The sequence below is a fragment of the Shinella yambaruensis genome, from assembly GCF_050859155.1.
GTDB classification, from domain to species: Bacteria; Pseudomonadota; Alphaproteobacteria; order Rhizobiales; family Rhizobiaceae; genus Shinella; species Shinella yambaruensis.
Genome location: NZ_CP150638.1, coordinates 1,244,906 through 1,269,351, shown reverse-complemented (window position 1 = coordinate 1,269,351; position 24,446 = coordinate 1,244,906). Strand labels below are relative to the sequence as shown.

At 67.0% G+C, this 24,446-nt stretch carries 20 protein-coding genes; 9 read left to right on the top strand and 11 right to left on the bottom strand.

What is annotated here, in order from left to right; genetic code table 11:
* The first annotated feature begins 4 nt into the window (after positions 1 to 4).
* Both WMC41_RS06230 and WMC41_RS06225 read left to right on the top strand, forming a co-directional pair.
* Positions 5 to 1,291, top strand: coding sequence for an SAM-dependent methyltransferase (locus tag WMC41_RS06230; protein ID WP_245082789.1), 1,287 nt, complete (start codon positions 5 to 7; stop codon positions 1,289 to 1,291).
* Positions 1,292 to 1,478: 187 nt separating this feature from the next.
* A complete protein-coding gene (locus WMC41_RS06225; protein WP_245082787.1) occupies positions 1,479 to 2,978 on the top strand; it encodes a replicative DNA helicase in 1,500 nt (499 codons plus the stop codon).
* Between the two features lie 158 nt (positions 2,979 to 3,136).
* Here the strand turns inward: WMC41_RS06225 and WMC41_RS06220 are convergent, their stop codons facing one another.
* Complete coding sequence (locus tag WMC41_RS06220; RefSeq protein ID WP_432347332.1) at positions 3,137 to 3,739, bottom strand: hypothetical protein; 603 nt, start codon at positions 3,737 to 3,739, stop codon at positions 3,137 to 3,139.
* Positions 3,740 to 3,843: 104 nt separating this feature from the next.
* Between WMC41_RS06220 and alr the strand changes: the two genes are divergently transcribed.
* From alr to WMC41_RS06195, 5 genes are all read left to right on the top strand, one after another.
* Positions 3,844 to 5,013 (top strand): alanine racemase, encoded by a 1,170-nt coding sequence (gene alr / locus WMC41_RS06215; RefSeq protein ID WP_432348285.1) that lies wholly within the window; start codon positions 3,844 to 3,846, stop codon positions 5,011 to 5,013.
* A 122-nt stretch (positions 5,014 to 5,135) separates the two neighbouring features.
* A complete protein-coding gene (radA, locus tag WMC41_RS06210) occupies positions 5,136 to 6,539 on the top strand; it encodes a DNA repair protein RadA (protein ID WP_245082781.1) in 1,404 nt (467 codons plus the stop codon).
* A gap of 143 nt (positions 6,540 to 6,682) precedes the next feature.
* On the top strand, positions 6,683 to 7,291 hold the full coding sequence (locus WMC41_RS06205; protein ID WP_245082774.1) for a CvpA family protein: 609 nt from the start codon (positions 6,683 to 6,685) through the stop codon (positions 7,289 to 7,291).
* Positions 7,292 to 7,485: 194 nt separating this feature from the next.
* Positions 7,486 to 8,979, top strand: coding sequence for an amidophosphoribosyltransferase (purF, locus tag WMC41_RS06200; RefSeq protein ID WP_245082771.1), 1,494 nt, complete (start codon positions 7,486 to 7,488; stop codon positions 8,977 to 8,979).
* Positions 8,980 to 8,990: 11 nt separating this feature from the next.
* Positions 8,991 to 9,731: an SDR family NAD(P)-dependent oxidoreductase gene (locus tag WMC41_RS06195; protein ID WP_245082768.1), complete on the top strand. Its 741-nt coding sequence runs from the start codon at positions 8,991 to 8,993 to the stop codon at positions 9,729 to 9,731.
* 188 nt (positions 9,732 to 9,919) lie between these two features.
* On the opposite strand, the gene WMC41_RS06190 is transcribed toward WMC41_RS06195, so the two are convergent.
* From WMC41_RS06190 to WMC41_RS06170, 5 genes are all read right to left on the bottom strand, one after another.
* Complete coding sequence (locus WMC41_RS06190) at positions 9,920 to 10,957, bottom strand: HlyD family secretion protein (RefSeq protein ID WP_432347331.1); 1,038 nt, start codon at positions 10,955 to 10,957, stop codon at positions 9,920 to 9,922.
* A 5-nt stretch (positions 10,958 to 10,962) separates the two neighbouring features.
* Positions 10,963 to 12,537, bottom strand: coding sequence for an MFS transporter (locus WMC41_RS06185; protein WP_432348284.1), 1,575 nt, complete (start codon positions 12,535 to 12,537; stop codon positions 10,963 to 10,965).
* A 125-nt stretch (positions 12,538 to 12,662) separates the two neighbouring features.
* Positions 12,663 to 13,118, bottom strand: a complete 456-nt coding sequence (locus WMC41_RS06180; RefSeq protein WP_245082762.1) for a MarR family winged helix-turn-helix transcriptional regulator — start codon at positions 13,116 to 13,118, stop codon at positions 12,663 to 12,665.
* Positions 13,119 to 13,256: 138 nt separating this feature from the next.
* Positions 13,257 to 14,108 carry a CDP-diacylglycerol--serine O-phosphatidyltransferase gene (gene pssA, locus WMC41_RS06175; RefSeq protein ID WP_245082758.1) on the bottom strand — a complete coding sequence of 284 codons (852 nt, stop codon included), beginning with the start codon at positions 14,106 to 14,108 and terminating at the stop codon, positions 13,257 to 13,259.
* A gap of 100 nt (positions 14,109 to 14,208) precedes the next feature.
* Positions 14,209 to 14,907 (bottom strand): phosphatidylserine decarboxylase, encoded by a 699-nt coding sequence (locus tag WMC41_RS06170; protein WP_245082755.1) that lies wholly within the window; start codon positions 14,905 to 14,907, stop codon positions 14,209 to 14,211.
* 274 nt (positions 14,908 to 15,181) lie between these two features.
* Between WMC41_RS06170 and WMC41_RS06165 the strand changes: the two genes are divergently transcribed.
* On the top strand, positions 15,182 to 15,829 hold the full coding sequence (locus WMC41_RS06165) for a VOC family protein (RefSeq protein ID WP_432348282.1): 648 nt from the start codon (positions 15,182 to 15,184) through the stop codon (positions 15,827 to 15,829).
* Here WMC41_RS06165 and WMC41_RS06160 read toward each other — a convergent pair whose 3' ends face one another.
* Both WMC41_RS06160 and WMC41_RS06155 read right to left on the bottom strand, forming a co-directional pair.
* Positions 15,830 to 17,725, bottom strand: coding sequence for an ABCB family ABC transporter ATP-binding protein/permease (locus WMC41_RS06160; RefSeq protein WP_288081621.1), 1,896 nt, complete (start codon positions 17,723 to 17,725; stop codon positions 15,830 to 15,832).
* Between the two features lie 190 nt (positions 17,726 to 17,915).
* Positions 17,916 to 20,330 (bottom strand): LysM peptidoglycan-binding domain-containing protein, encoded by a 2,415-nt coding sequence (locus WMC41_RS06155; protein WP_432347330.1) that lies wholly within the window; start codon positions 20,328 to 20,330, stop codon positions 17,916 to 17,918.
* Between the two features lie 159 nt (positions 20,331 to 20,489).
* Here WMC41_RS06155 and WMC41_RS06150 point away from each other — a divergent pair, with 159 nt between their 5' ends.
* A complete protein-coding gene (locus WMC41_RS06150; protein ID WP_432347329.1) occupies positions 20,490 to 21,110 on the top strand; it encodes a TIGR00730 family Rossman fold protein in 621 nt (206 codons plus the stop codon).
* 36 nt (positions 21,111 to 21,146) lie between these two features.
* On the opposite strand, the gene WMC41_RS06145 is transcribed toward WMC41_RS06150, so the two are convergent.
* The 3 genes from WMC41_RS06145 to cimA all read right to left on the bottom strand — a co-directional run bounded on the left by WMC41_RS06145 (position 21,147) and on the right by cimA (position 24,353).
* Positions 21,147 to 21,680: a GNAT family N-acetyltransferase gene (locus WMC41_RS06145; RefSeq protein ID WP_432347328.1), complete on the bottom strand. Its 534-nt coding sequence runs from the start codon at positions 21,678 to 21,680 to the stop codon at positions 21,147 to 21,149.
* 3 nt (positions 21,681 to 21,683) lie between these two features.
* Positions 21,684 to 22,628: an EamA family transporter RarD gene (gene rarD / locus WMC41_RS06140; RefSeq protein ID WP_432347327.1), complete on the bottom strand. Its 945-nt coding sequence runs from the start codon at positions 22,626 to 22,628 to the stop codon at positions 21,684 to 21,686.
* Between the two features lie 108 nt (positions 22,629 to 22,736).
* Positions 22,737 to 24,353, bottom strand: coding sequence for a citramalate synthase (gene cimA / locus WMC41_RS06135; protein WP_432347326.1), 1,617 nt, complete (start codon positions 24,351 to 24,353; stop codon positions 22,737 to 22,739).
* Between the last annotated feature and the right edge of the window lie 93 nt (positions 24,354 to 24,446).

Sequence of the window (24,446 nt, the reverse complement as noted above, 5' to 3'; positions counted from 1 at the left end):
GCGAATGAAATTCATTGTACAGGCCCTCGTTTCCCGCCTCGTCGAGACTGGAAATCTGACGATCACCTATCCGGACGGCACCCGCCAGCGCTTCGGCGACGGCACCGGAAACCCCGTCCATATGCGTCTCAACACGAAGAAAGCGGTCTGGGGCCTTGCCTTCGACCCTGCCTATTATCTCGGGCACCATTATGGCACCGGCGATATCGACATCGTGGAGGGCGACATCTACGGCCTCCTGAAGACCGTCTTTACCGGCAATCCCGACTTCAAATATTACGACAGCCGCTGGAACCGTCTCCTGGAGCGGGTGCGCTATCTCTTCCGCTGGGCGCGGGAGAAGAACAGCATCGTGCGCTCGCGCAGGAACGTCCAGCACCACTATGACCTCACCGGCGCGCTCTACGACCTCTTCCTCGATCAGGACCGGCAATATTCCTGCGCCTATTTCGAGCGGCCGGACCAGACGCTCGACGAGGCGCAGCTCGCCAAGAAGCGCCACATCGCGGCCAAGCTCAACATCAACCGCCCGGGCCAGAGCGTGCTCGACATCGGCAGCGGCTGGGGCGGCATGGCGCTCTACCTCGCCCGCCAGCTCGGCGCCAAGGTGACGGGCGTGACGCTCTCCGACGAGCAGCACGCCCTTTCCGAAAAGCGGGCGCGCGAGGCCGGATTGACGGGCGAGGTGAACTTCCTGCTGCAGGATTACCGCAACACGGAAGGTCCGTTCGACCGCATCGTCTCCGTGGGCATGTTCGAGCATGTCGGCCGGCCGAACTATCTCACCTTCTTCAGGAAGAGCGCCGCGCTCCTGAAGCGGGACGGCGTGATGCTGCTGCACACGATCGGCCGCACGGACCGCCCCTCGGCCAACAATCCGTTCATCGAGAAGTACATCTTCCCCGGCGGCTATATCCCGGCCCTCTCGGAGGTCATGCAGGCTGTGGAAAAGAGCGGCCTTGCCGTGACGGACGTGGAGATCCTGCGCCTGCACTATGCCGAGACGCTGCGCCATTGGCGGGAACGCTTCATGGCCCGGCGCGAGGAGGCAAAGGCGCTTTACGACGAGAAATTCTGCCGGATCTGGGAGTTCTATCTCGCCGCCTCCGAGAGCGCCTTCCGCTGGCAGAACCTCGTCGTCTTCCAGCTCCAGCTGGCGCACGACCAGCAGGCCGTGCCGCTGACGCGCGAATATATCGGGCGCGGCGAGGATTGCCTCAAGGCGCATGAAGGCAATCCGAAGGGCGAACGGCGCGGCGCGCGGCAATTCCCCCAGGAGGCCTCGCTCTGAGATTCGGAAGCGGTGTCAACCGAAAGCCAGCAGGCCCGGCGGAATCCGGGCTTGCTGTGTCCCTGCCGCCTGTGGAAAAGTCTAAGACCGGGCTTAATGGACGGGGTGAGTCGGAAGCGCTTGACCCCCGGCGGCAAAGCAACCAAACCAGCGGCCTTCGCAAACAGGGATGGGGAGATTCGGGACGATGAACGACGCCGTGCGCAAGCTCAGCCAGGCCGGCCGCGACAATGCGGAGCTGCATCACCGCGAGGCACCCAGCAACATCGAGGCGGAGCAGGCGCTGCTCGGCGCGATCCTCGTCAACAACGACGCCTATTACCGCGTCTCGGACTTCCTGAAGCCCATGCACTTCAACGAGCCGCTGCACCGCAAGATCTACGAGCTCGCCGGCGACACGATCCGCATGGGCAAGATCGCGACGACGATCACGCTGAAGACGCACCTGCCGGCCGACGGCAAGGTGGGGGATCTCACGATCCCGCAATATCTCGCGCGCCTTGCCGCCGAGGCCGTGACGATCATCAACGCGGAGGACTACGGCCGGGCGATCTACGACCTGGCGCTGCGCCGCTCGCTGATCAATATCGGCGAGGACATGGTCAACATCGCCTATGACGCGCCGCTCGACATGCCGCCGCAGACCCAGATCGAGGATGCCGAACGGCGCCTGTTCGAGCTGGCCGAGACGGGCCGCTACGACGGCGGCTTCCAGTCCTTCAACGATGCCGTCGCGCTGGCGATCGACATGGCCGGCGCCGCCTTCGAGCGCGACGGCTCGCTGTCGGGCATCTCGACCGGCATCCACTCGCTCGACGCCCGCATGGGCGGCCTGCAGCGTTCGGACCTCATCGTGCTTGCCGGCCGTCCCGGCATGGGCAAGACCTCGCTTGCCACCAACATCGCCTACAACATCGCCGCCGCCTATGAGCCGGAAGTCCAGGCGGACGGCTCGTTCAAGGCGAAGAACGGCGGCGTCGTCGGCTTCTACTCGCTCGAAATGTCCTCCGAGCAGCTCGCCACCCGCATCATCTCCGAGCAGACGGAAGTTTCGTCCTCGAAGATCCGCCGCGGCGACATTTCCGAGGCCGACTTCGAAAAGCTCGTCGCCTGCAGCCAAATGATGCAGAAGGTCCCGCTCTATATCGACCAGACCGGCGGCATCTCCATCGCCCAGCTTTCCGCCCGCGCGCGCCGCCTGAAGCGCCAGCGCGGCCTCGATTGCCTTGTGGTGGACTATATCCAGCTGATGACCGGCTCCGGCAAATCAAGCGACAACCGCGTGCAGGAGATCACCCAGATCACCACGGGCCTGAAAGCGCTCGGCAAGGAGCTGAACGTGCCGATCATCGCTCTCTCCCAGCTTTCCCGTCAGGTGGAAAGCCGCGAGGACAAGCGCCCGCAGCTCTCCGACCTGCGCGAATCGGGCTCGATCGAGCAGGACGCCGACGTGGTGCTCTTCGTGTTCCGCGAGGAATATTACGTGAAGAACCTGGAGCCGCGCGACGAGTTCGACCCGAAATACGAAGAATGGAAGATGCAGTTCGAGAAGGTGAAGGGCACGGCGGATGTCATCATCGCCAAGCAGCGCCACGGACCGACCGGCACGGTGAAACTCGCCTTCCAGTCGGAATACACCCGCTTCACCGACCTCGCCGACCCGTCCTTCAGCCAGTACGAGCACTGACGGACGGGGCGCGTGCCCCTCACCCCGCAAGCGGGGAGAGGGGACCTGCCCCGCGAGCGGTCATTGATCGGGGAAACCGGCACAGGCACATCCCCTTCTCCCCGTTTACGGGGAGAACGTGGCCGGCAGGCCGGATGAGGGCGTTTCCCTGTCGCCCGTCACTTCCCTCCGAAGGCCGGGGCCTTGCAGAAGTCCGCCACGATGGCCAGCACCTGCCGGCCGCGTGCCTTCTGCTCCTCGTCCATCATCGGCAGGTCCAGCCTGTCCGTGCAGGTTTCGTCCGCGGCATCGCTCCTGCCGGAGAGCGACAGGCGGCTCGAACAGTAAAGTCCCGCTCCGGTCAGCACGACCTGCTCCGCTTCGGGCGAAGCGAGCGGAACAGGCTTGGCCTCCGCGATCATGTCGTCGACGGAGGCATAGGCGATGGCCATCGTTACGCGGCTGAGGTCGATGAGGCCGATCGTCAGCGTCGCCCATCTTTCCGGGAACTGCAGGGCGGAGATCGTGCGGGCGCGGCAGGGCGCGCCGGAGACTTCCAGCCGCGTCACCAGCCGCGGCGCGTTGGGATTGTCGACGATCGAATAGTAGATGTCCGCGCCGGCCTCGCGCACCGGCGCCACGCCGTCCTGGGCAAGGCCGAGCAGCACGGCATGCGCCTCGCGCATCCCGGCATCCGTGGGAGCGTCCTGCGCCGCCGCCGGGGCCTGGCCCGCAAGGACGGTCGCCATCGCTCCCAAGGCCGCCTTCATCCCTCCCCGCATGATGTTCTCCCTTTCGGCGCGGCACCATAGAGGCGGCCCCGCCCGGCGGCAATGCGGCAGGCGAGCGTATTGCCGCCATGGTCCACAGGCTGTATTTCAGGAAGATGAGCACGCACCACACGCACGCCCGATCCACCCTGCCCGTCGCCGGCGAGGACCATGCCCGCCTGACCATCGACCTTTCGGCCCTTGCCGACAACTGGCGCGCGATGGCGCGGCGCTCGGGCGCCGCCCGCACCGCCGCGGTGCTGAAGGCCGACGCCTACGGCATCGGGCTGGAGCCGGCCGCCAGGACCTTTCACATGGCGGGCGCGCGCGACTTCTTCGTCGCCACGCCTGCGGAAGGCGCGGCGCTGCGCGCCGTATTGCCGGATGCGCGCCTCTATGTGCTGTCGGGCATGTGGGCCGGTTCCGAGCGGCTGTTCTTCGAATTCGACCTCGTGCCCGTCATCGCCTCGGAGGAACAGCTCGCCGTCTTCATGGCCGCCGTTTCCGACGGACGCGACCATCCCTGCGTGCTGCATGTCGATACCGGCATGAGCCGGCTCGGCCTGCGTGTTGAGGATGCGCTGGCGCTTGCCGGCGACGTCGCGCGGCCGGCGAGCTTTTCGCCGATCATGCTGCTCAGCCACCTCGCCTGCGCGGATGACCCGAACCATCCGCTCAACCGCCAGCAGCTCCAGCGTTTCCGCACCGCCGTCGACGCCTTCGACGGCATCGATGCAACGCTCGCCAACTCGGCCGGCATCTTCCTCGGCGAGGACTATCACTTCACCCTCACCCGCCCCGGCATTTCGCTCTATGGCGGGGCGGCCGTTAACGACGTGCCGAACCCGATGAAACCCGTCGTTACCGCCGAGGCGCGCATCCTGCAGGTGCGCGAGGCGAAGGCCGGCGAAAGCGTCAGCTACGGCGCCACCACCGTCTTTTCCCGCGACACGCGCATCGCCGTCGCCGCGGTCGGCTATGCGGACGGCTACATGCGGGCGCTTTCCGGCTCCGGCGTGCCGCTGCGCAAGACGAACATCCCGGGCGCCAGCGGCGTCCTGCACGGCCGCATGGTGCCGCTGATCGGCCGTGTCACCATGGACCTCACGCATTTCGACGTGACGGACCTGCCGCAGGGCAGCGTCCGGGCCGGCGACTTCATCGAGCTCTTCGGCCGCAACATGCCCATCGAGGACGTGGCCCGCGCCGGCGGCACGATCGACTACGAACTCCTGACCAGCCTCGGCAGCCGCTACGAACGGCGCTACGAGGCCGCGAAAAAATAGGACACGTTCCTGTTTTGTGCTAATGGCTTGCGGAGCGATTCCCAAAGCAGTTCCAGGAAGAGGGCGAAGCGGTTTTCCGTCCGGGATTGCGTCAGATACAGCATTTCGCAAAGCGAGACCCGATGGCGAAAGCCCGCACCCAATTCGTCTGCCAGAACTGCGGCACCGCGCATTCCCGCTGGGTCGGGAAATGCGAGGGCTGCGGCGAGTGGAACACCGTCGTCGAGGAAGACCCGATGGGCGGCATCGGCTCCGGCCCCGGCAAGGTGCCGAAGAAGGGCCGCCCCGTCGCGCTGACGGCGCTTTCGGGCGAGATCGAGGAGGCGCCGCGCATCCACACCGGCATCGGCGAACTCGACCGGGCGACCGGCGGCGGTTTCGTGCGCGGCTCGGCCGTCCTGATCGGCGGCGATCCCGGCATCGGCAAGTCGACGCTCTTGATGCAGGCCGCCGCCGCCCTCTCCCGCCGCGGCCACCGCATCATCTACGTCTCGGGCGAGGAGGCCGTGGCGCAGGTGCGCCTGCGCGCCCAGCGCCTGCAGGCCGCCGAGACCGACGTGCTGCTTGCCGCCGAGACCAATGTCGAGGACATCCTCGCCACCGTCGGCGAAGGCAAGCGGCCGGATCTCGTCATCATCGATTCGATCCAGACGCTGTGGAGCGATACAGCCGAGGCCGCGCCCGGGACAGTGACGCAGGTGCGCACCGGCGTGCAGGCGATGATCCGCTTCGCCAAGCAGACCGGCGCCGCCATGGTGCTGGTCGGCCATGTCACCAAGGAAGGCCAGATCGCCGGCCCGCGCGTCGTCGAGCACATGGTCGATGCCGTGCTCTATTTCGAGGGCGACCGCGGCCACCACTACCGCATCCTGCGCACCGTCAAGAACCGCTTCGGCCCGACGGACGAGATCGGCGTCTTCGAAATGTCCGACAAGGGCCTGCGCGAGGTCTCCAACCCCTCCGAGCTCTTCCTCGGCGAGCGCAATGCCAAATCGCCGGGCGCGGCGGTCTTCGCCGGCATGGAAGGCACGCGGCCGGTGCTGGTCGAGGTGCAGGCGCTCGTCGCCCCCACCTCCCTCGGCACGCCGCGCCGGGCGGTCGTCGGCTGGGATTCGGCGCGGCTCTCGATGATCCTCGCCGTGCTGGAGGCCCATTGCGGCGTCCGGCTCGGGCAGCACGACGTCTACCTCAACGTGGCGGGCGGCTATCGCATCTCGGAACCGGCGGCGGATCTTGCGGTCGCCTCGGCGCTGGTTTCCTCGCTTGCCGGTCTTGCCCTTCCGGCCGATTGCGTCTATTTCGGCGAAGTCAGCCTGTCGGGCGCCATTCGCCCGGTTGCGCACACCGCCCAGCGCCTCAAGGAGGCGGAAAAGCTGGGTTTTTCGCAGGCCGTGCTCCCTGCCGGCTCCGCCGATCTGCCCAAGGGCGCCGGCGGCCGCTGGAACGAGATAGACAGCCTGCCGGACCTGGTGGCGCGCATTGCCGGATCGAAAAGCGCCCTGAAGCGGGAGGACGAGGACGTTTGACGCCCCGGCGGTCGACAAAGCCTTGTGGGAAACATGGGGCGGCATCGTGCCGAACTGAGACGACGGACACGCCTTCCGCTAAGGTGCCCCCCGCTTGAGCGGTACGGGGCCCGACGACATTTCGGGTTTGGAGTAGGACGAACATGCCCATCACAATTCTCGACGGTATCGTCATCGGCGTCGCGCTGTTCTCCGCCGTGCTGGCGATGGTGCGCGGCTTCTCGCGCGAGGTGCTTTCCGTCGCCAGCTGGGTGGGTGCCGCGGCAGCCGCCTATTTCCTCTATCCGGTCCTCCTGCCCTATGCGAAGGACTATACGACGAGCGACACGGTCGCGATGGTCGGCTCGGCCGCCGCCGTCTTCCTCGTCGCGCTCATCGTGATCTCCTTCATCACCATGCGGATTGCCGATTTCATCATCGACAGCCGCATCGGCGCGCTCGACCGCACGCTCGGCTTCCTGTTCGGCGCGGCCCGCGGTATCCTGCTCGTCGTCGTCGCCATGCTGTTCTTCAACTGGCTGGTCGCCCCGCAGCAGCAGCCCTCCTGGGTCACCACGGCGAAGTCCAAGCCGCTGCTCGACAATCTCGGCTCGCGCCTCGTGGCGCTCCTGCCGGAGGACGCCGACGCGACGATTCTCGACCGCCTGCGCGGCAAGCCGGCCGAGGGCGAAGGCGGCACGGAGGACCCGGACGGCGCCACCGGCGGCACGAACCAGGCGCCCGCCGAAGAGACGCCCGCCACGAACGGATGACAAGCGATCAGGGGAGCCGACACTCGCGAGAAATGGCGAAGGCAGGCTCCCCGATTTTTTGGTAGGATAGATCATCAGCCACTGACGCTTCCGGGCCTCGGTGGCAAATGCTTTCGGCAATGCCCATATGGGCCTTGCCGAACGACCCAGAACCCCGTGCAACCTCTTACGGTCCCGAGCAAAGGCTTGCAGCAATGAGCGACTTCCAGTTTCCCGGCCGCCACGACGACGATCTCGACGGCGATACGCTTCACGAGGAGTGCGGCGTCTTCGGCATTCTCGGCCATCCGGAAGCCGCGACGCTGACGGCGCTCGGCCTGCACGCGCTGCAGCACCGTGGCCAGGAAGCCGCCGGCATCGTCTCCTTCGACGGCAAGCAGTTCCACACGGAAAAGCATATGGGCCTCGTCGGCGACCACTATACGAACCCGGTGACGCTCGCAAAGCTCCCCGGCAACATGGCGATCGGCCACACCCGCTATTCCACCACCGGGGAAGTGGCGCTGCGCAACGTGCAGCCGCTCTTTGCGGAACTGGAAGTCGGCGGCATCGCCGTCGCCCATAACGGCAACTTCACCAACGGCCTGACGCTGCGCCGGCAGATCATCGCCGGCGGCGCGATCTGTCAGTCGACCTCGGACACGGAGGTCGTGCTCCACCTCATCGCCCGCTCGCGCTACACCTCCACGACGGACCGCTTCATCGACGCCATCCGCCAGATGGAAGGCGGCTATTCGATGCTCGGCATCACCCGCACCAAGCTGATCGCCGCGCGCGACCCCACGGGCATCCGCCCGCTCGTCATGGGCGAGCTCGACGGCAAGCCGATCTTCGCCTCGGAAACCTGCGCGCTCGACATCATCGGCGCGAAATACATCCGTGACGTCGAGAACGGCGAGATCATCGTCTGCGAGATCCAGCCGGACGGCTCGATCACCATCGAGGCCAAGAAATCGGGCAATCCGCAGCCGGAGCGCCTCTGCCTCTTCGAATATGTCTATTTCGCCCGCCCCGATTCCGTCGTCGGCGGCCGCTCGGTCTATGTCGCGCGCAAGAACATGGGCATGAACCTTGCCAAGGAGCACCCGGTCGAGGGCGACGTCGTCGTGCCGGTGCCGGACGGCGGCACGCCCGCCGCGCTCGGCTATGCGCAGGAGAGCGGCATCCCGTTCGAATACGGCATCATCCGCAACCACTATGTCGGCCGCACCTTCATCGAGCCGACACAGCAGATCCGCGCCTTCGGCGTCAAGCTGAAGCATTCGGCCAACCGCGCGATGATCGCCGGCAAGCGCGTCATCCTCGTCGACGATTCGATCGTGCGCGGCACGACGTCGCTGAAGATCGTGCAGATGATCCGCGATGCGGGCGCGAAGGAAGTGCATATCCGCGTCGCCAGCCCGATGATCTTCTACCCCGACTTCTACGGCATCGACACGCCCGACCGGGACAAGCTGCTCGCCAACCAGTACAACGACGTCAAGGCGATGGCGAAGTATATAGGCGCGGATTCGCTGGAATTCCTCTCCATCGACGGGCTCTACCGCGCCGTCGGCGGCGAGGACCGCAACCCGGCCCGTCCGCAGTTCACCGACCACTACTTCACCGGCGACTATCCGACGCGCCTCCTTGACAAGGAAGGCGAGACGATGGGACGGAAGGTCTCGGTTCTGGCAAGCAACGGATAATTGAAGACATCATGAGCATCGACCTGAAAGGCCGCCTCGCGCTGGTCACCGGCGCGTCGCGCGGCATCGGCTATTTCACCGCCCTCGAACTCGCGAAGGCCGGTGCGCATGTCATCGCCTGCGCCCGCACGGTCGGCGGCCTGGAAGAACTGGACGATGCGATCAAGGCCGCCGGCGGCGCGGCGACGCTGGTGCCCTTCGACCTCGCCGACATGCCGGCGATCGACAAGCTCGGCGGCTCGATCTTCGAGCGCTGGGGCAAGCTCGACATCCTCGTGGCGAATGCCGGCGTGCTCGGCACGATCTCGCCGATCGGCCATGTCGAGGCGAAGGTGTTCGAGAGGGTGATGACGATCAACGTCACGTCCACCTGGCGGCTCATCCGCTCGGTCGAGCCGCTGCTCTTGAAGTCGGACGCCGGCCGCGCCGTCATCCTCTCGTCCAGCGCCGCGCACAAGTGCAAGCCCTTCTGGGGGCCCTACTCGGCCTCCAAGGCCGCCGTCGAGGCGCTGGCGCGCACCTGGGCCGGCGAGACGCAGCGCACGGCGCTCCGCATCACCGCGCTCGATCCCGGCGCCACCCGCACCGCCATGCGCGCCCAGGCGATCCCCGGCGAGGATCCCTCGACCGTGCAGCATCCCTCGGAGGTCGCCAGGGCCATCCTGCCGCTGGTCGCGCCGGATTATGCCGAGACGGGGAAGTTGTTCGACATGCGCCAGGGGCGCCTGCTGGATTATCGTTTGCCGGAGTGATTCCGGGAATTGCCCCTCATCCGGCCTGCCGGCCACCTTCTCCCCGCAAGCGGGGAGAAGGAGATATGCCGCGCCGTTTCTTCAGACACTGACCGTTTGCGGGACAAGTCCCCTCTCCCCGCTTGCGGGGAGAGGGTTAGGGTGAGGGGCAATCGCCGCAGAGCCCGGCCGCGCGCGCTGAAATTTTCCTATTCCTCCACCACCGTCGTCACCACCACCGAAAGCCCCGGCGCAAGGTATTTCGCCAACGCCTGCCCCTCGTCGATGGCGATGCGCACGGGCACGCGCTGGGCGACCTTCGTGAAATTGCCGGTGGCGTTGTCCGGCTTGATCACGCTGAACTCCGAGCCGGTGGCGGGCGAGAAGCGCTCGACACGGCCGGTCAGCGTGGCGTGCTTCAGCGCATCGACGCTGACCTCGACCTTCTGGCCCGGCTTGATATAGGCGAGCTGCGTTTCCTTGAAATTGGCGATGACCCAGGTGTCGTGTGGAACGACGGCCATGAGCTGCGTGCCGGCGGCAACATACTGGCCGAGCTTGACGCCCACCTCGCCCACTGCACCGTCGCGCGGAGCGGTGATGACGGTGTTGGAGAGGTCGATCTTGGCAAGCTCCACCGAGGCTTCCGCGCCCGCCACCGCGGCACGCAGGGAATCGCGGCCGACGATGATCGTCTGCAGGTCCTGCCGGGAGACCTCAAGGTTCGCCTGCGCCTGCGCGATGGCGGCCTCCGCCTGGTCGAGCGTGGTGCGGCTCTGCTCGCGGTCGCTCTGGGTGGCGATGCCCTTGTTCGACAATTCCTCGATGCGGTTCCAGCTTTCCTCCGCCCGGCGCTTGGCGTAGGTCGCGCTGTCGAGCGCCGCCTCGCTGGCGCCGATGCGGGCCCTGGCGGCGTTCTCCTGCTGCTCGGAATTGGCGAGCGCCGCCTTCTGGCTGGCGAGCGTGGCATTGGCCTGCTCGACCTTCTGGCGGAAGATGCGGTCGTCGAGACAGGCGAGCACGGCGCCGGCCTTGACCGTCTCGTAGTCCTTCACGGACACCTCCGTGACATAGCCAGCGAGCTGCGGGCTGATCAGCGTCACGTAGCCGCGCACATAGGCGTTGTCCGTCGTCTGGACCTCGCTGGCAAAGGGCGGCAGCTGCCAGGCGTAGAGCACCGCGCCGATGCCGGCCACGCCGAGGACAAGGGCGAGCGCGGTGGCGGTGTTGCGGATGTAAGTCTTCATTTCGGTCAACCTTCAACGGCCGCCGGTCCGCTGCTGCGGGCGCCGGCCTCTCTGATAAGGATGTAAAGCATGTGGATGGCGAGCGCCGTCGCGGCACCGACGGCGAGCAGCGCGATGACGAGGAAGGCATCGTTATGGGCGAGCACATTGGCCTCCCGCGTCACCTGCTGGCCGAGCAGCGCGACGCCCTCCGCCTTCAGCACGGCCGGATCGGTGATCGTGTGGCCATAGGCCGCGGAAAGCTGCGCCACGCGACCTGAGACCAGCGGATCGGCCAGCGTCATCGCCTCGGCGAGGATGTTCGAATGGAACTTCTCGCGCAGCGTGATGAAGGAGCCGAACAGCGCCGAGCCGGCAAGGCCGCCGAGGCTCTGCGTCACCAGGAAGACAACGATGAAGCTGAGGATGTATTGCGGCCCCTTGCGCAGCGCCAGCGTGAAGCCTGAGGCGATGGCCGGCGGCAGGAACAGGCTGCCGCCGGCGGCGATCATCGCCTGGCTCAGATACATCTGCTCCGGCCGTGTCAGGTTCGTCGCCCGGCTGTCGAGAAAGGCACCGATACCGATCAGGAGAAGCGCCGCCATGTGGATGCCGGGCTCCCGGCCGGGCTTCAGGATGGCCGCGCAGAGAAGCCCGCCCGCGGCGGTGGCGAGCGCCACCATGCCGTAGAGCCCGGTGAGCTGGTCGTTCTGCAAGCCGGTGATCTGGAAGAAATTGCCGGCGACGGCGGTCTGCTCGGCGAGCATCAGCCGGAACAGCACCAGCACGGCGGCGAAGTGCAGCATCTCGCGGCTGAGCAGCCAGCGCAGGTCGATCAGCGGCCTCTCCCGGTTGAGCTCGATGACGGCGGCGATGGTGAGCGCGCCGATCATGACGATGAGCAGTTCGCCGATCCAGCGGGCCTCCAGCCACCAATATTGCCGGCCGAGCACGAGCACGACGGCGCCCGCGCCGAAGCCGACGGCGATGAACAGGTAGCTGACGATATCGATCTTCTCGATGACCTTCACCCGCGGCGGCGGCGTCAGCGGCAGGAGATAGATCGCCGCGAAGGAGAGCATGGCGAGCGCCAGCTCGAAATGCAGCAGCGCCCGCACGCCGCCGAGATCGATAAGCGCCGGCGAGATGAAGCGGGTGAGCGGGGCGGCGAGGCCGATATTGGTCAGCGCGAGCGAGATGCCGATCGTCAGCTTGCGCGCCGGGCTGAAGGCCTCCAGCATGTAGAGGAAGCCGAGCGAGGAGAGCGGCGCGGCCGCGATGCCGGCGAAGAAGCGCAGCACGAGGGCGGAGTGCAGGTCCGTGATGAAGATATGCGCCACCGACACGAGGAGGAAGACGGCGATGCCGAGCTCGGCGAAGGGACGCAGGCCGTACTGGTTTCGGATCTTGATGAGCGCCAGCGAGAGCGAGGCGTTCGGGGCCATGTAGGCGGCCATCAGCCAGGTCGCCTCGGCGGTGGTGGCGCCGAACGGTCCCTGGAGCTGCGGGATGTTGGCGGCCACGAGGTTCATGCCGAAGCCCTGCGTCATGGCAAGCAGGGTGGAGGCGGCCATGTAGGCGGCGGCGCGCGGCGGCGCCATGGGCGCTGGCGGGGGCGGAGCGGCGGCAGGCGTCTCCCCGGCCGGTTTCTCGCCGGCCGGCTCCTCCGCGCCGGATTGCGGCGGTTCGCCCTCTCCCTCGCGCCCGCCTTGGGCGGGACCGGTGCTCATGCCTCGACGCTCTCCCGACAGCTCTTCGCGATATTGTCGGACATCGCGGCGAAGACCTTGACGGTGGTCGACATGTCATGGGCCGAGATGCTCCTCAGCACGTCGGCGCGCAGCGAGCGGGCAAGATCCAGCACCTCCTCGGCGACCTTGGCGCCGCGCGGCGTCATGACGATCTGCTTGGCACGGCGATCGCCTTCCACCGACTGGCGCTCGATGAAGCCCTGCTTCTCCATGCCGTCGAGCAGGCGCACGAGCGTCGGCGTCTCGATGTCGAGCTCGTCGGCCAGCTCGCGCTGGTTGAGATTGACGCCGCGGCCGAGGATCAGAAGCGCGCGGGCGCGCGGCAGCGTCAGCCCCCGCTCCTTCACGCGGGCATCGAACAGGGCGCGCATCTTGCGCTGCACGCGGGAAAGGTCGTCGAGGATACGCTCGTGCGGATCGGATATGCTCATCTCGGTAGCCCAAAAACAATTAGCTTGCTATCTATTTGAAGGCTAGTTAGTCGACCTGCAGAAGGAAATCAAGCCCCGCCCGCGACGAGCGGACAGGGCTTGGGCAAGGCTCACGCGGATGTGACGGACGGGCGAGGACTATTGCCCGTCGGGCTCCTCGGGGAACTCGCTGGCGCCGTGCGTCACCGGCGCGGTCCAGCCGCCATATTTGCGCTGCCAGGAACGGGCGCCGAACGGCAGGGTCGCCAGGTAGGCGACGACCGTCACCACCATGGTCTCCCAGGTGAAGCTCATCAGGGTCGCGACATAGAGCACGACGAGCAGGATGCCCGGCAGCACGAGATCGCGGCGGATGCGGCTGCCTTCCGACTTGCCGGACCAGACCGGCAGGCGGCTGACCAGCAGGAAGCCGATCAGCACCGTGTAGCCGGAGGCGAGGTAGGCGAAGAGCGGGCTCGGCGCAAGGCCGAGGAAGCCGAGATAGACCGGCAGCAGCACCAGCATGCCGCCCGCGGGGGCCGGCACGCCGACGAAATATTCCGTTTGCCATTTGGCCTTGGTCTCGCGCTCGGCCATGACGTTGAAGCGCGCGAGGCGCAGGCCCGCGGCGATAGTGTAGATCAACGCCGCGATCCAGCCGAAGGAGCGCGCCTGGTCGAGGATGAAGACATAGAGCACGAGCGCCGGGGCAACGCCGAAATTGATGATGTCGGCGAGCGAATCCATCTGGCCGCCGAATTTCGAGGTAGCCTTCAGGAGGCGCGCGACACGCCCGTCGATGCCATCGAGAAAGGCCGCGAGCAGCACCATGCCGACGGCGAGCTCATAGCGGTTCTCGAAGGCGAGCCTGATGCCCGTGAGGCCCGCGCAGATGGCAAGCACCGTGATGACGTTCGGGATGATGACGCGCAGCGGGATCTCCCGCAGGCGCGGGCCCCGCGCCTCGTCGTTCGGTCCATTCGGCTCATAGGGCGGAAAGGGTGTGTCCATCGCTTTTCGCTTCGCTGTTTTCAGGCAGTAGGCAGTAGGCAGTAGGCAGTAGAAGATAGTTTCTCGAACCCTATTGCCTACTGCCTACATCCTCGTTTCCTCATCCCCTGCGGCTGACCACCGGCCCCTTGGCCGAGCCGAATTCCGCCAGCACCGTCTCGCCGGCGATCGCCGTCTGGCCGACGCTGACGCGCGGCTGGGCGCCGGCCGGCAGGAAGACGTCGAGGCGCGAGCCGAAGCGGATGAGGCCGAAACGCTCGCCGGCCTCAAGGCTGTCGTTCATGTTGGTCCAGCACAGGATGCGGCGGGCGACGAGACCGGCGATCTGCACGACGCCGATCGGCCCGTGCGCGCTCTCGATGACGAGGCCGTTGCGCTCGTTCTCCTGGCTCGCCTTGTCGAGGTCGGCATTCAGGAACTTGCCGGCGCGATAGGCGACGCGCGCAACGCGGCCGCGCATCGGCGCGCGGTTCACATGGCAGTTGAAGACGTTCATGAAGACCGAGATGCGCAGCATCGGCTGGTCGCCGAGCTCCAGTTCGGCCGGCGGCGTCACCATGGCGACGGCAGAGACGCGGCCATCGGCCGGGCTGATCACAAGATCGTCATCCTGCGGCGTCAGGCGCTCGGGATCGCGGAAGAAATAGGCGCACCAGGCGGTGAGCACGAAGCCGATCCACATCAGCGGTTCCCAGGCCGCGCCGAGCAGCAGCGAGGCGACGAAGAAGCCGGCCACGAACTTCCAGCCCTCCCGATGGATCGGCACCAGGGTGCTGCGTATCGTATCGACCAAACTCATCTTCCGACATCTCCTGATGATTTCACGCCATCGACCTAGCGTGAAATGGCGATGGGGGCAATGCGGCGTGGCGATTGGCCCCCAGCAGGCGGCCCTTCCCCGGGCTCAACCCGGCGGGCGCGGAAAAGGTTCCGCGGCAGCCCCGATGCCCGGTCCCCTGCCCTGCGGTTGACAAGCGCCAGCCGCTGCGGGCACACTTTCACCGCTGCTGTAGGGCGCATCGGCGGGAGCCGAAGGGGCAATGCCCACCTACGACCGAAACCGTAGCCGCGCCATGCCGAACCTCGAAAACCTCCGCAAGCAGGCCAAGCAATATCTGCGCTGGCATCGCGAGCGACACCATCCGGTGGCGGCGGTCATCCGCGCCACCCTGCCCCGCTTCCGGCATCTGACGGATCGGGAGGTACTGGATGCCCCGTTCTCGCTTGCCGATGCGCAGGCGCTCGTCGCCCGCCAGAACGGGTTTCCGGATTGGCCGGCGCTCAGGACAGGAGCCCCCACCGTGCGCAGCACGACTGAAAACATGCCGCAAGGCCCGATCCTCAGCGGAGCGGAGCCGGTGCTCTACGTGACCGATTTCGCCGCCTCCCTCGCCTTCTTCACGGAAAAACTCGGCTTTTCCGTCGATTTTACCTATGGCGATCCGCCGTTCTACGGGGTCGTCGCGCGCGACCGGGCACGGCTCTGCCTGCGGCTGGTGCGCGAGCCCGTCTTCCTCGGCGATGTCCGCCGACGGGAGGACCTGCTGTCAGCCTCGATCACGCTCGACAGCGCGGCGGCGATCAAGACGCTTTTCCTCGACTATCAGACGGCCGGCGTGACCTTCCACAGCACGCTGATGACGCAGCCCTGGGGCACGCGCACCTTCATCCTGCTCGACCCCGACGGCAACCTGATCCTCTTTGCCGCGCCCGGCGACTGATCACTCGGCCGCCGGCGCGCCGCGCAGGATGACGCCGAGCTCGTCGCTCTCGCGCACCTGCTTCAGGCGCTCCTCGGCCTGCACGGCCTCGCGCTGGCGGTTCCACATGGAGGCATAGAGGCCGTCGTCGCGCTGCATCAGCTCGCTGTGCGTGCCCCGCTCGGCGATGCCGCCGTCCTTCAGCACGATGATCTCGTCCGCCGAAATGACGGTGGAGAGGCGGTGGGCGATGACGAGCGTGGTGCGGTTCTTCGACACGACGTCGAGTGCGGCCTGGATCTCCTGCTCCGTGCGGGTGTCGAGCGCCGAGGTCGCCTCGTCGAGGATGAGGATCGGCGGGCTCTTCAGGATGGTGCGGGCGATGGCGACGCGCTGCTTCTCGCCGCCGGAAAGCTTCAGCCCGCGCTCGCCGACCATCGCCTTGAAGCCTTCCGGCAGGTGGCGGATGAAGGGGCCGATCTGCGCCGCCTCGGCAGCGGCAGCCACGTCCGCATCGCTCGCGTCCGGCCGGCCGTAGCGGATGTTGTAGGCGATCGTGTCGTTGAACAGCACGGTATCCTGCGGCACCATGCCGATCACCGCGCGCAGGCTCTTCTGCGTGACGTCGCGCACATCCTGCCCGTCGATGGTGATCGCCCCCTCCTGCACGTCGTAGAAGCGGTAGAGCAGCCGCGAGAGCGTCGATTTCCCCGCGCCGGACGGGCCGACGACGGCGACGGTCTTGCCGGCCGGCACGTCGAAGGAGACGCCCTTGAGGATCGGCCGGGCCGGGTCATAGGCGAAGTGCACGTCCTTGAAGGAGATCGCGCCGTCGGCGACGACTAGGTCGGCGGCGCCGGGCTTGTCCTGCACCTCCTCCTCCACCTCGAGCAGGTCGAACATCTGCTCGATATCCGTCAGGCCCTGGCGGATTTCGCGGTAGACGAAGCCGATGAAGTTGAGCGGGATGGCGAGCTGGATCAGCATGGCGTTGATGAAAACGAAATCGCCGACCGTCTGCTCGCCGCGCTGCACGGCAAGCGCCGACATCGCCATCATCACCGCCATGCCGACGCCGAAGATCAGCGCCTGGCCGAAGTTGAGCCAGCCGAGCGAGGTCCAGACCTGCGTCGCCGCCTTCTCGTAGCGCGCCATGGACTGGTCGAAGCGGCGGGCCTCCATCTCCTCGTTGCCGAAATACTTGACCGTCTCGAAGTTCAGCAGCGAATCGATCGCCTTGGTGTTGGCCTCGGTGTCGCTGTCGTTCATCGAGCGGCGGATGGAGATGCGCCAGTCGCTCGCCCTGACCGTGAACCAGATGTAGAGCCAGACGGTGGCGGCGGTGACGAGGAGATATTGCAGCCCGTAGCCCCACCAGAAGACGGCGGCGGTGAGCAGGAACTCGATGAAGGTCGGCACGCTGTTGAGGATCGTGAAGCGCACGATCGTCTCGATGCCCTTGGTGCCGCGCTCGATGACGCGCGAAAGCCCTCCGGTGCGCCGCTCCAGATGGAAGCGCAGCGACAGGCGGTGCAGGTGCACGAAGGTGCGGTAGGCGAGCTGGCGCACGGCATATTGCCCGACGCTGGCAAAGAGCGCGTCGCGCAACTGGTTGAGGCCGGCCTGCAGGATGCGCGCGCCGTTATAGGCGAGCACCAGCATGACCGCGCCGAGCAGGAAAGCGGGCAGAAGCGAGACGGCATCCGCCTTGCCGTTCAGCGCATCGGTCGCCCATTTGAAGAAATAGGGCACCAGCAGCAGCACGATCTTGGAGAGAAGCAGGAAGACCGAGGCCCAGACGACGCGCATCTTCAGGTCCGGCCGATCGGAGGGCCACATATAGGGCCAGAGGTTCACCAGCGTGTGGAGGGGATTGCTGCTGTCGGCCGAAACCGTCTTCTTTCTGGTCGTCGCCACGCTGGCCTCCGCCGGATCGCCGTCACGCCCCGGCCTTCGTTTTGTCCTGGACTGCCGAATGAAAATGCGGCGCCCGGTGGGGCGCCGCATGGGGGGAGATAGGTCCTTGCCGGCCGCTTCGCAACAGCCGGCCGGAAATTGTCCTTGCGCAATTCCGGCAAAACCGCTTCGGCGCCGGACTTGCCGAGGATCAATCGCCGCGAACGCGCTTGCGGTGCAGTTCCTCCGCCTCCGCGTCGCTTTCCACGGTCTTGTCCGGCACGCCGAAGACCTGGCCGGGGATGATGCGGTCCGGATCGGTGATCTGGTCCTCGTTGGCGAGGTAGATCGTCGTGTAGCGCACGCCCTTGCCGTAGATGCGGCGGGAGATCTGCCAGAGCGTATCGCCGCGGCGGATGATGACCGAGGTCTTGCTCTGCTGCAGCGGGGCCTGCTCCACCGTTTCCGGCTCCTCGGCCACCGCCTGGCCGCTGCCCGTCGCGGCGGCTTCGCCCGAGGCGGCGGTGCCGCTCTCCCCGCCGGTCGCCGCCGGCGTGCCTTCGGCGCTGGCCGTACCGCTGTCCGCTGTCGCGGTTTCGGCCGTCGATGCGGCACCGGTTGCCGAGGCGGCGCCTTCGCCCGCAGCCGCCACGGCACTGGCCGCGGCGGTCAGCGAGGGCATGCCCTCGAGCGCCACGAGTGCCTGCTGGTAGGCCTCCTTGCCGGCGCCGGCCGGAACCGCGGCAAGGCGGTCGAGCGCGGTCGAGGCCCAGCCCTTCAGCTTCTCGATCGCCGCCGTCACATCCGCGGCCGTGCCGGCCGGCGGCGTGAAGCCGGTAATGCCCTTGAGGGCCCCTTCAAGCGCGGTGCGGGCAGTCTGGATCTCCGCCGTCGTCGCATTGCGGCCATCGGAGAACAGCGCCACGAACTGCTGCTGGAGCGCGGTCGCCTGGCCGGCCAGCGCCTCGATGGAGCTGTCCGCCGCAGCCGAGGCAGCGCCCACCACGGCCTCCGCCTTCTCGATGGCCGGTGCCAGCGCATCGGCGACGGCCGTCTCGATCGACGCGAGGGCACCGCCGACGGCGGCGGCATCCTTCGGCAGGGCCTGGAGACGGGCCAGCGCCGAAGCGGCGGCGGCCGACGCCCTGGCCGCCATGTCGCGGGCCGCCTCGCCCTCTTCGAGGCCGGGCTTGAACTCGGCCAGCGATTTCAGCGCGATCTCCGTCGCGGAACGGGCAGCCGCCAGTTCCTCGGCGGTCGGCACGCGGCCGTCGGCATAAAGGCCCTTGAGCAGGGCCACCGCCTTGTCGGCCTCGGCACGCAGCCTGTCGAACGTGCCGCCGCCGATGAGGCCGAGCGCCGGGCCGGTATCGCCCGCGGCATCCTCCTGCGCCACCACGGCGACCTGCTCGCCTTCCGGCCGATCGAACGGAACGGAGGCGCGAAATTCGACCTTGCCGCCGTCGGGGCTCATCACATCGGCGCGGATCGTGTGGCGGCCGACCGAAAGGTCGATCGTGCCGTCGGCCACGTAGCGGCCTTCGCCATCCGCCTTCGCCTCGCCGACGAGCTTGTCGTCGGCATAGATGCGCACCAGCGCGCCCGGCTTGGCGGTGCCGGCGATGAACATGCGCTCGCCTTCCAGCTCGACGGCCGAAACGCGCGCCTGGGGCTTGGCCGCCGTTTCCGTCGCCGCGGTGCCGGCCGTGCCGTTCGCGGTCTCCGTCGCGGCGGCACCGGCAGTTGCCGCCTCGCCGGTGGTCGCGGCAGTCTCGCCGGCGGCTTCCGCCGTTTCGCTCGCGGCCGGCTTCTCGTCCGCCACGGCACCGGCGGCGCCCGTGTCACTGGCCGCCGCGGTGTCGCCGGCGGGCTGGTCGATCGTCTTTTCCGCCGCGCCGGCAGTCTCGCCGGCCGCCTTCTCCGCGGCTTCCGGCACCGTGATCAGGCGGCTCGCCTCGCCGGGCCTGGAGACCATGGCAAGGAGGTCGCCGCCGGCGTCCTTCGGCACGGAGACGGTCGCCACCTCTTCCGAGGTCTTCGAGGCGCCCTTGTCGTCCTTCGTGCTCAAGGTGAGCTGGTAGTCGCCGGCAGCAAGCGGCTGCTCGAAGACGGCGGCGAAATCGCCGGACGGGCCGATGTCGGCCGTTGCGACGACGGTCTCGCCGTTCTTGATCTCCAGTGTGGTGTTCGGCTGGCCGCGGCCGGCGATCACGGTGGAGCCGTCCGGCTCGACACGCAGCAGATCGAAGGCGGGCGTGACCCAGCCGGCGGCCGGATCGGCCGGCGTCGTTTCCGCCTTGGCGATCTCTTGGGTCGCCGTTGCCGCCTCGCCCGCCGTGGCGTCGGCCGGCTTCTCGCCCTCGGTACCCGCCTCGGTGCCGGCGGCCGCATCGCCCGTCGCCCCGTCACCCGTCGCCGCCTCGCCGGTTGCAGTCGTCGAGCGGGCCTGCTTGCCGTCGGCCGTCGTGGTCTCGCCGCCGCCTTGCGTCGTCGTCGTGGTAAGGGTTGCGACCGGGGTTTCCGCCGGCTTGTCCTTGTTCATGTTGGGCAGCACGAAGAAGACCATGAGCAGCGTTGCCGCCGCCAGCACGATCAAGGCCACCAGACCGGTCTTGTTCTTCATCATCAACTCTCTCTCTGTCCCGGTTTCCCGGGGGTCCCCTCCTGAAATTGCTATCGATTCCCAATGTTCTGCACAAGGTTCCCGGGACGTTCCGGGGCGTGTGCCCCGTGCTTTTTCGTCATTATCCTTGACGGGCTGCCGGCCGGATGGCTGAATCCCGTCATGAGCGAACAAACCCTGCCGATTCGATCCGTCTGCGTCTACTGCGGCTCCCAGCCGGGCCGCGAAACCGCCTATGTCGCCGCCGGGCGCCGCCTAGGCCAGGTGATGGCGGAAAACCATCTCCGCCTCGTCTACGGCGGCGGCACGAAGGGCATCATGGGGGCGGTCGCCAGCGGCGTGCTTTCGCATGGCGGCCGCGTCACCGGCATCATACCGCAATTCCTCGTGGATATGGAGGCCACCCGCCATTCGCTCGGCCAGCTCAGCGAGCTGATCGTCACGCCCGACATGCACGAGCGCAAACACAAGATGTTCGAGCGCGCGGACGCCTTCGTGGCGCTGCCGGGCGGCATCGGCACGCTGGAGGAGATCGTCGAGGTGATGACCTGGGCGCAGCTCGGCCGCCACCGCAAGCCGATGATCTTCGCCAATATCGGCGGCTTCTGGGACCCGATGCTGAAACTCATCCGGCATATGGCGGACGAAGGCTTCATCCACACCGCCCATCTCGTCCAGCCGATGGTGATCGACGAGCCGGAGGAGATCGTCGCCGCCCTCGTCGACCATTGGGCGGGCCATGTCGACCGCGAGGGCGAAGCGGACATCATCGCCCGCCTCTGATTTATCGAGAGCCGTGAAAGCCCGCGCGGCGGGCGGTCAGTCGCCGCGCTGCTGCGAGCCCTCGATCTCGTACCATACCTCGCCATGCTCGCTGCCCGGGATCGGATCGGGAAAGTCGCCGGAAACCGTTCGGGCGTGCCGCATGCCGATCTTTTCCATGACGCGGCGCGAGGCATGGTTCACCGCCATCGTGGTCGCCACGATCTTTTGATAGCTGGCATGGGCAAAGCCCCAGGAAACGAGCGCGGACGCCCCTTCCGAGGCCAGCCCCTGGCCCCATTCCGCCCGGCGCAGGCGATAGCCGAGCTCCGCCAGCGTCTCGCTTTCCGGCCACAGGCAGAACCACCCGACAAAGACGCCGTCAGCCGTCCGGCGCGCCGTCCAGACATAGGGTTCCGTGCCCGTCGGCATGAGGAAGGTCGCGTTCGGGTCGGCCGTCTCACGATCGACGGCATATCCTCCGTTCAGAAAGCGCATGACCTGCGGATCACGCTCCAGATCGATGAAATCCGCGCGGTCGCCAGGACGGCAGGGACGGAGCGTCAGGCGCGTCGTCTGCAAGACGGCCATCGTCTACTCCGCCGGCTTGAGCTCAGCCGCCGCAAGGCGCCTTGCCCGCGCCGTGCGCAGCATGGAGCTGGAATAGAGGATGAGCGCGGCCCAGATGAAGGCGAAGGCGATGAGCTTCGTCGTGCCGAAGGGTTCGTCGAAGGCGAAGACGGCGATGATGAAGATCATCGTCGGCGCGATGTACTGCATGATGCCGATGGTGGAAAGGCGCAGCAGTTTCGCGCCATTGGCATAGATCATCAGCGGGACGGCGGTGACGACCCCTGAGGCCAGAAGCCAGAGCACGTCCGCAACGCCCGTATCGCCGAAATGGCCCTGCCCCGAGGATTCGAGCCAGAGGATATAGCCGATCGCGGGGACGCTCAGCAGCAGCACCTCCAGGAAGAAACCCTGGTTCGGGCCGACCGGCAGCGTCTTGCGGAAGAAGGCGTAGAACCCCCAGGAGATGCAGAGACCGATGGACACCCACGGCAGGCCGCCGGCATCGAACGCGAGGATCGCCACCGCCAAGGCGGCAAGCCCGATCGCCACCATCTGCGCACGGTCGAGCTTCTCCTTCAGGAGGACGGCGCCGAGGAAGATCGAGAAGAGCGGGTTGATATAGTAGCCGAGCGCCGTCTCGATCGCGCGGCCGGCGCCGATGGCCCAGACGTAGATGCCCCAGTTGAAGGTGATGAGCGTCGCCGTCAGCGTCGCCATGGCCAGCATGCGCGGCGAGCGCAGCGCCGCCTTGATATCGGCGGTGCGGCCGAGCCAGACGAGCACCAGGCCGGCAAGCGGCACGGACCAGACGATGCGGTGCGCCACCACCTCGGAGGCGGGAATGTGGGCGACGGCCTTCATGAAGAAGGGCAGGAACCCCCAGAGCACATAGGCCGTCAAGGCGAAGGCGAAACCGCGCGGCGAATCGCCGGTCTTGAGGCCGCTGGTGGATTTTGCATCGGCCATGGTGTGGCATCCCGTTATTTTATGGATTTTCCGTCGGGATACTCCAAAGGACGGTTATGCACCAATTCATTCCGGTGAAGGGACGATGAGTGCCGCTGAACCTTGCCCCTACTCCGCCGCCGCACGCCCCGCCTCGCCACGGTTCTTCATGAGCTTGTAGACGATGGAATCCATCAGCGCCTGGAAGGAGGCGTCGATGATGTTGTCGGAAACGCCGACCGTCCACCAGCGTGCACCCGTCGCATCGGTCGATTCGATCAGCACGCGGGTGATGGCCTCGGTGCCGCCATTGAGGATGCGCACCTTGTAGTCCGCCAGTTCAAGATCGGCGATCTCGGCCTGGAACTTGCCGAGGTCCTTGCGCAGCGCAAGGTCGAGCGCGTTGACCGGGCCATGCCCTTCCGCGACCGACATCATCGTCTCGCCGTCGACGATGACGCGCACGACCGCCTCCGACACGGTCTTGAGCTGGCCGTTGGCGTCGTAGCGGCGCTCGACCATCACGCGGAAGCTCTCGACGTGGAAGAAATCCGGCACCGTGCCGAGCGTGCGGTAGGCGAGCAGCGCGAAGCTCGCATCCGCGCCCTCATAGGCATAGCCCGTCGCCTCGCGCTCCTTGACGATCTGGATGAGGCGGTCGAGCTTCGGATCGTCCTTGCCGACGGTGATGCCGCGCAGTTTCAGCGCATTGATGAAATTCGCCTTGCCGCCCTGGTCGGACACCATGACCTTGCGCAGGTTGCCGACGCTTTCCGGCGTCACATGCTCGTAGGTGCGCGGATCCTTCAGGAGCGCCGAGGCGTGGATGCCGGCCTTGGTGGCGAAGGCGGACGCCCCGACATAGGGCGCCTGATGGTCCGGTGAACGGTTCAGCAGCTCGTCGAAGGTATGCGCCAGCTTGGTGAGGCCGGTGAGGTCCTCCGTGTCGATGCCGATCGAAAAGCGCTCCGCATAGGCCTCCTTCAGCGCCAGCGTCGGGATGAGCGTCACCAGATTGGCATTGCCGCAGCGCTCGCCGATGCCGTTCAGCGTGCCCTGGATCTGGCGCACGCCGGCCCCGACGGCGGCCAGCGAATTGGCGACGGCCTGTCCCGTGTCGTTGTGGGCGTGGATGCCGAGGTTCTCGCCCGGCACGCCGGCGGCGATCACCGCCCCGACGATCGCCTGCACCTCGGAGGGCTGCGTGCCGCCATTGGTGTCGCACAGCACCACCCAGCGGGCGCCGGAGGCATAGGCCGTGGTGGCACAGGCCAGCGCATAGTCCGGGTTGGCCTTGTAGCCGTCGAAGAAATGTTCGCAGTCGACCATGGCCTCGCGGCCGGAGGCGACGACGGCCTTCACCGATTCGGCGATGCTCGTCAGGTTCTCCTCGTTGGAACAGCCGAGCGCCACGCGCACATGATAGTCCCAGCTCTTGGCGACAAGACAGATCGCGTCGCTCTTCGAATCGAGGAGCGCGGCAAGGCCCGGATCGTTGGAGGCCGAGATACCGGCACGCTTCGTCATGCCGAAGGCGACGAATTTCGCGCGGCCGGTGCGCTTCTTGGCGAAGAAAGCCGTATCCGTCGGGTTGGCGCCCGGATAACCGCCCTCGACATAGTCCAGGCCGAACGCATCCAGCAGGCCGGCAATGGCGATCTTGTCCTCGACGGAAAAGTCGATGCCGGGCGTCTGCTGGCCGTCACGAAGCGTGGTGTCGAAAAGGTAGATACGGTCTTTTTTCATCTGTTCCCTCCCTGGGAACCCATTGAACATGTCAGGTCCGCCCCCTCATCCGGCTGCCGCCACCTTCTCCCCGCAAGCGGGGAGAAGGGATAT

Bases quoted from the DNA above. Each gene is read 5' to 3' on its own strand.
- WMC41_RS06230 (WP_245082789.1), top strand. From the start codon at position 5: ATGAAATTCATTGTACAGGCCCTCGTTTCCCGCCTCGTCGAGACTGGA.
- WMC41_RS06225 (WP_245082787.1), top strand. From the start codon at position 1,479: ATGAACGACGCCGTGCGCAAGCTCAGCCAGGCCGGCCGCGACAATGCG.
- WMC41_RS06220 (WP_432347332.1), bottom strand. From the start codon at position 3,739: ATGCGGGGAGGGATGAAGGCGGCCTTGGGAGCGATGGCGACCGTCCTT.
- alr (WP_432348285.1), top strand. From the start codon at position 3,844: ATGAGCACGCACCACACGCACGCCCGATCCACCCTGCCCGTCGCCGGC.
- radA (WP_245082781.1), top strand. From the start codon at position 5,136: ATGGCGAAAGCCCGCACCCAATTCGTCTGCCAGAACTGCGGCACCGCG.
- WMC41_RS06205 (WP_245082774.1), top strand. From the start codon at position 6,683: ATGCCCATCACAATTCTCGACGGTATCGTCATCGGCGTCGCGCTGTTC.
- purF (WP_245082771.1), top strand. From the start codon at position 7,486: ATGAGCGACTTCCAGTTTCCCGGCCGCCACGACGACGATCTCGACGGC.
- WMC41_RS06195 (WP_245082768.1), top strand. From the start codon at position 8,991: ATGAGCATCGACCTGAAAGGCCGCCTCGCGCTGGTCACCGGCGCGTCG.
- WMC41_RS06190 (WP_432347331.1), bottom strand. From the start codon at position 10,957: ATGAAGACTTACATCCGCAACACCGCCACCGCGCTCGCCCTTGTCCTC.
- WMC41_RS06185 (WP_432348284.1), bottom strand. From the start codon at position 12,537: ATGGCGCCGCCGCGCGCCGCCGCCTACATGGCCGCCTCCACCCTGCTT.
- WMC41_RS06180 (WP_245082762.1), bottom strand. From the start codon at position 13,118: ATGAGCATATCCGATCCGCACGAGCGTATCCTCGACGACCTTTCCCGC.
- pssA (WP_245082758.1), bottom strand. From the start codon at position 14,108: ATGGACACACCCTTTCCGCCCTATGAGCCGAATGGACCGAACGACGAG.
- WMC41_RS06170 (WP_245082755.1), bottom strand. From the start codon at position 14,907: ATGAGTTTGGTCGATACGATACGCAGCACCCTGGTGCCGATCCATCGG.
- WMC41_RS06165 (WP_432348282.1), top strand. From the start codon at position 15,182: ATGCCGAACCTCGAAAACCTCCGCAAGCAGGCCAAGCAATATCTGCGC.
- WMC41_RS06155 (WP_432347330.1), bottom strand. From the start codon at position 20,330: ATGATGAAGAACAAGACCGGTCTGGTGGCCTTGATCGTGCTGGCGGCG.
- WMC41_RS06150 (WP_432347329.1), top strand. From the start codon at position 20,490: ATGAGCGAACAAACCCTGCCGATTCGATCCGTCTGCGTCTACTGCGGC.
- WMC41_RS06145 (WP_432347328.1), bottom strand. From the start codon at position 21,680: ATGGCCGTCTTGCAGACGACGCGCCTGACGCTCCGTCCCTGCCGTCCT.
- rarD (WP_432347327.1), bottom strand. From the start codon at position 22,628: ATGGCCGATGCAAAATCCACCAGCGGCCTCAAGACCGGCGATTCGCCG.
- cimA (WP_432347326.1), bottom strand. From the start codon at position 24,353: ATGAAAAAAGACCGTATCTACCTTTTCGACACCACGCTTCGTGACGGC.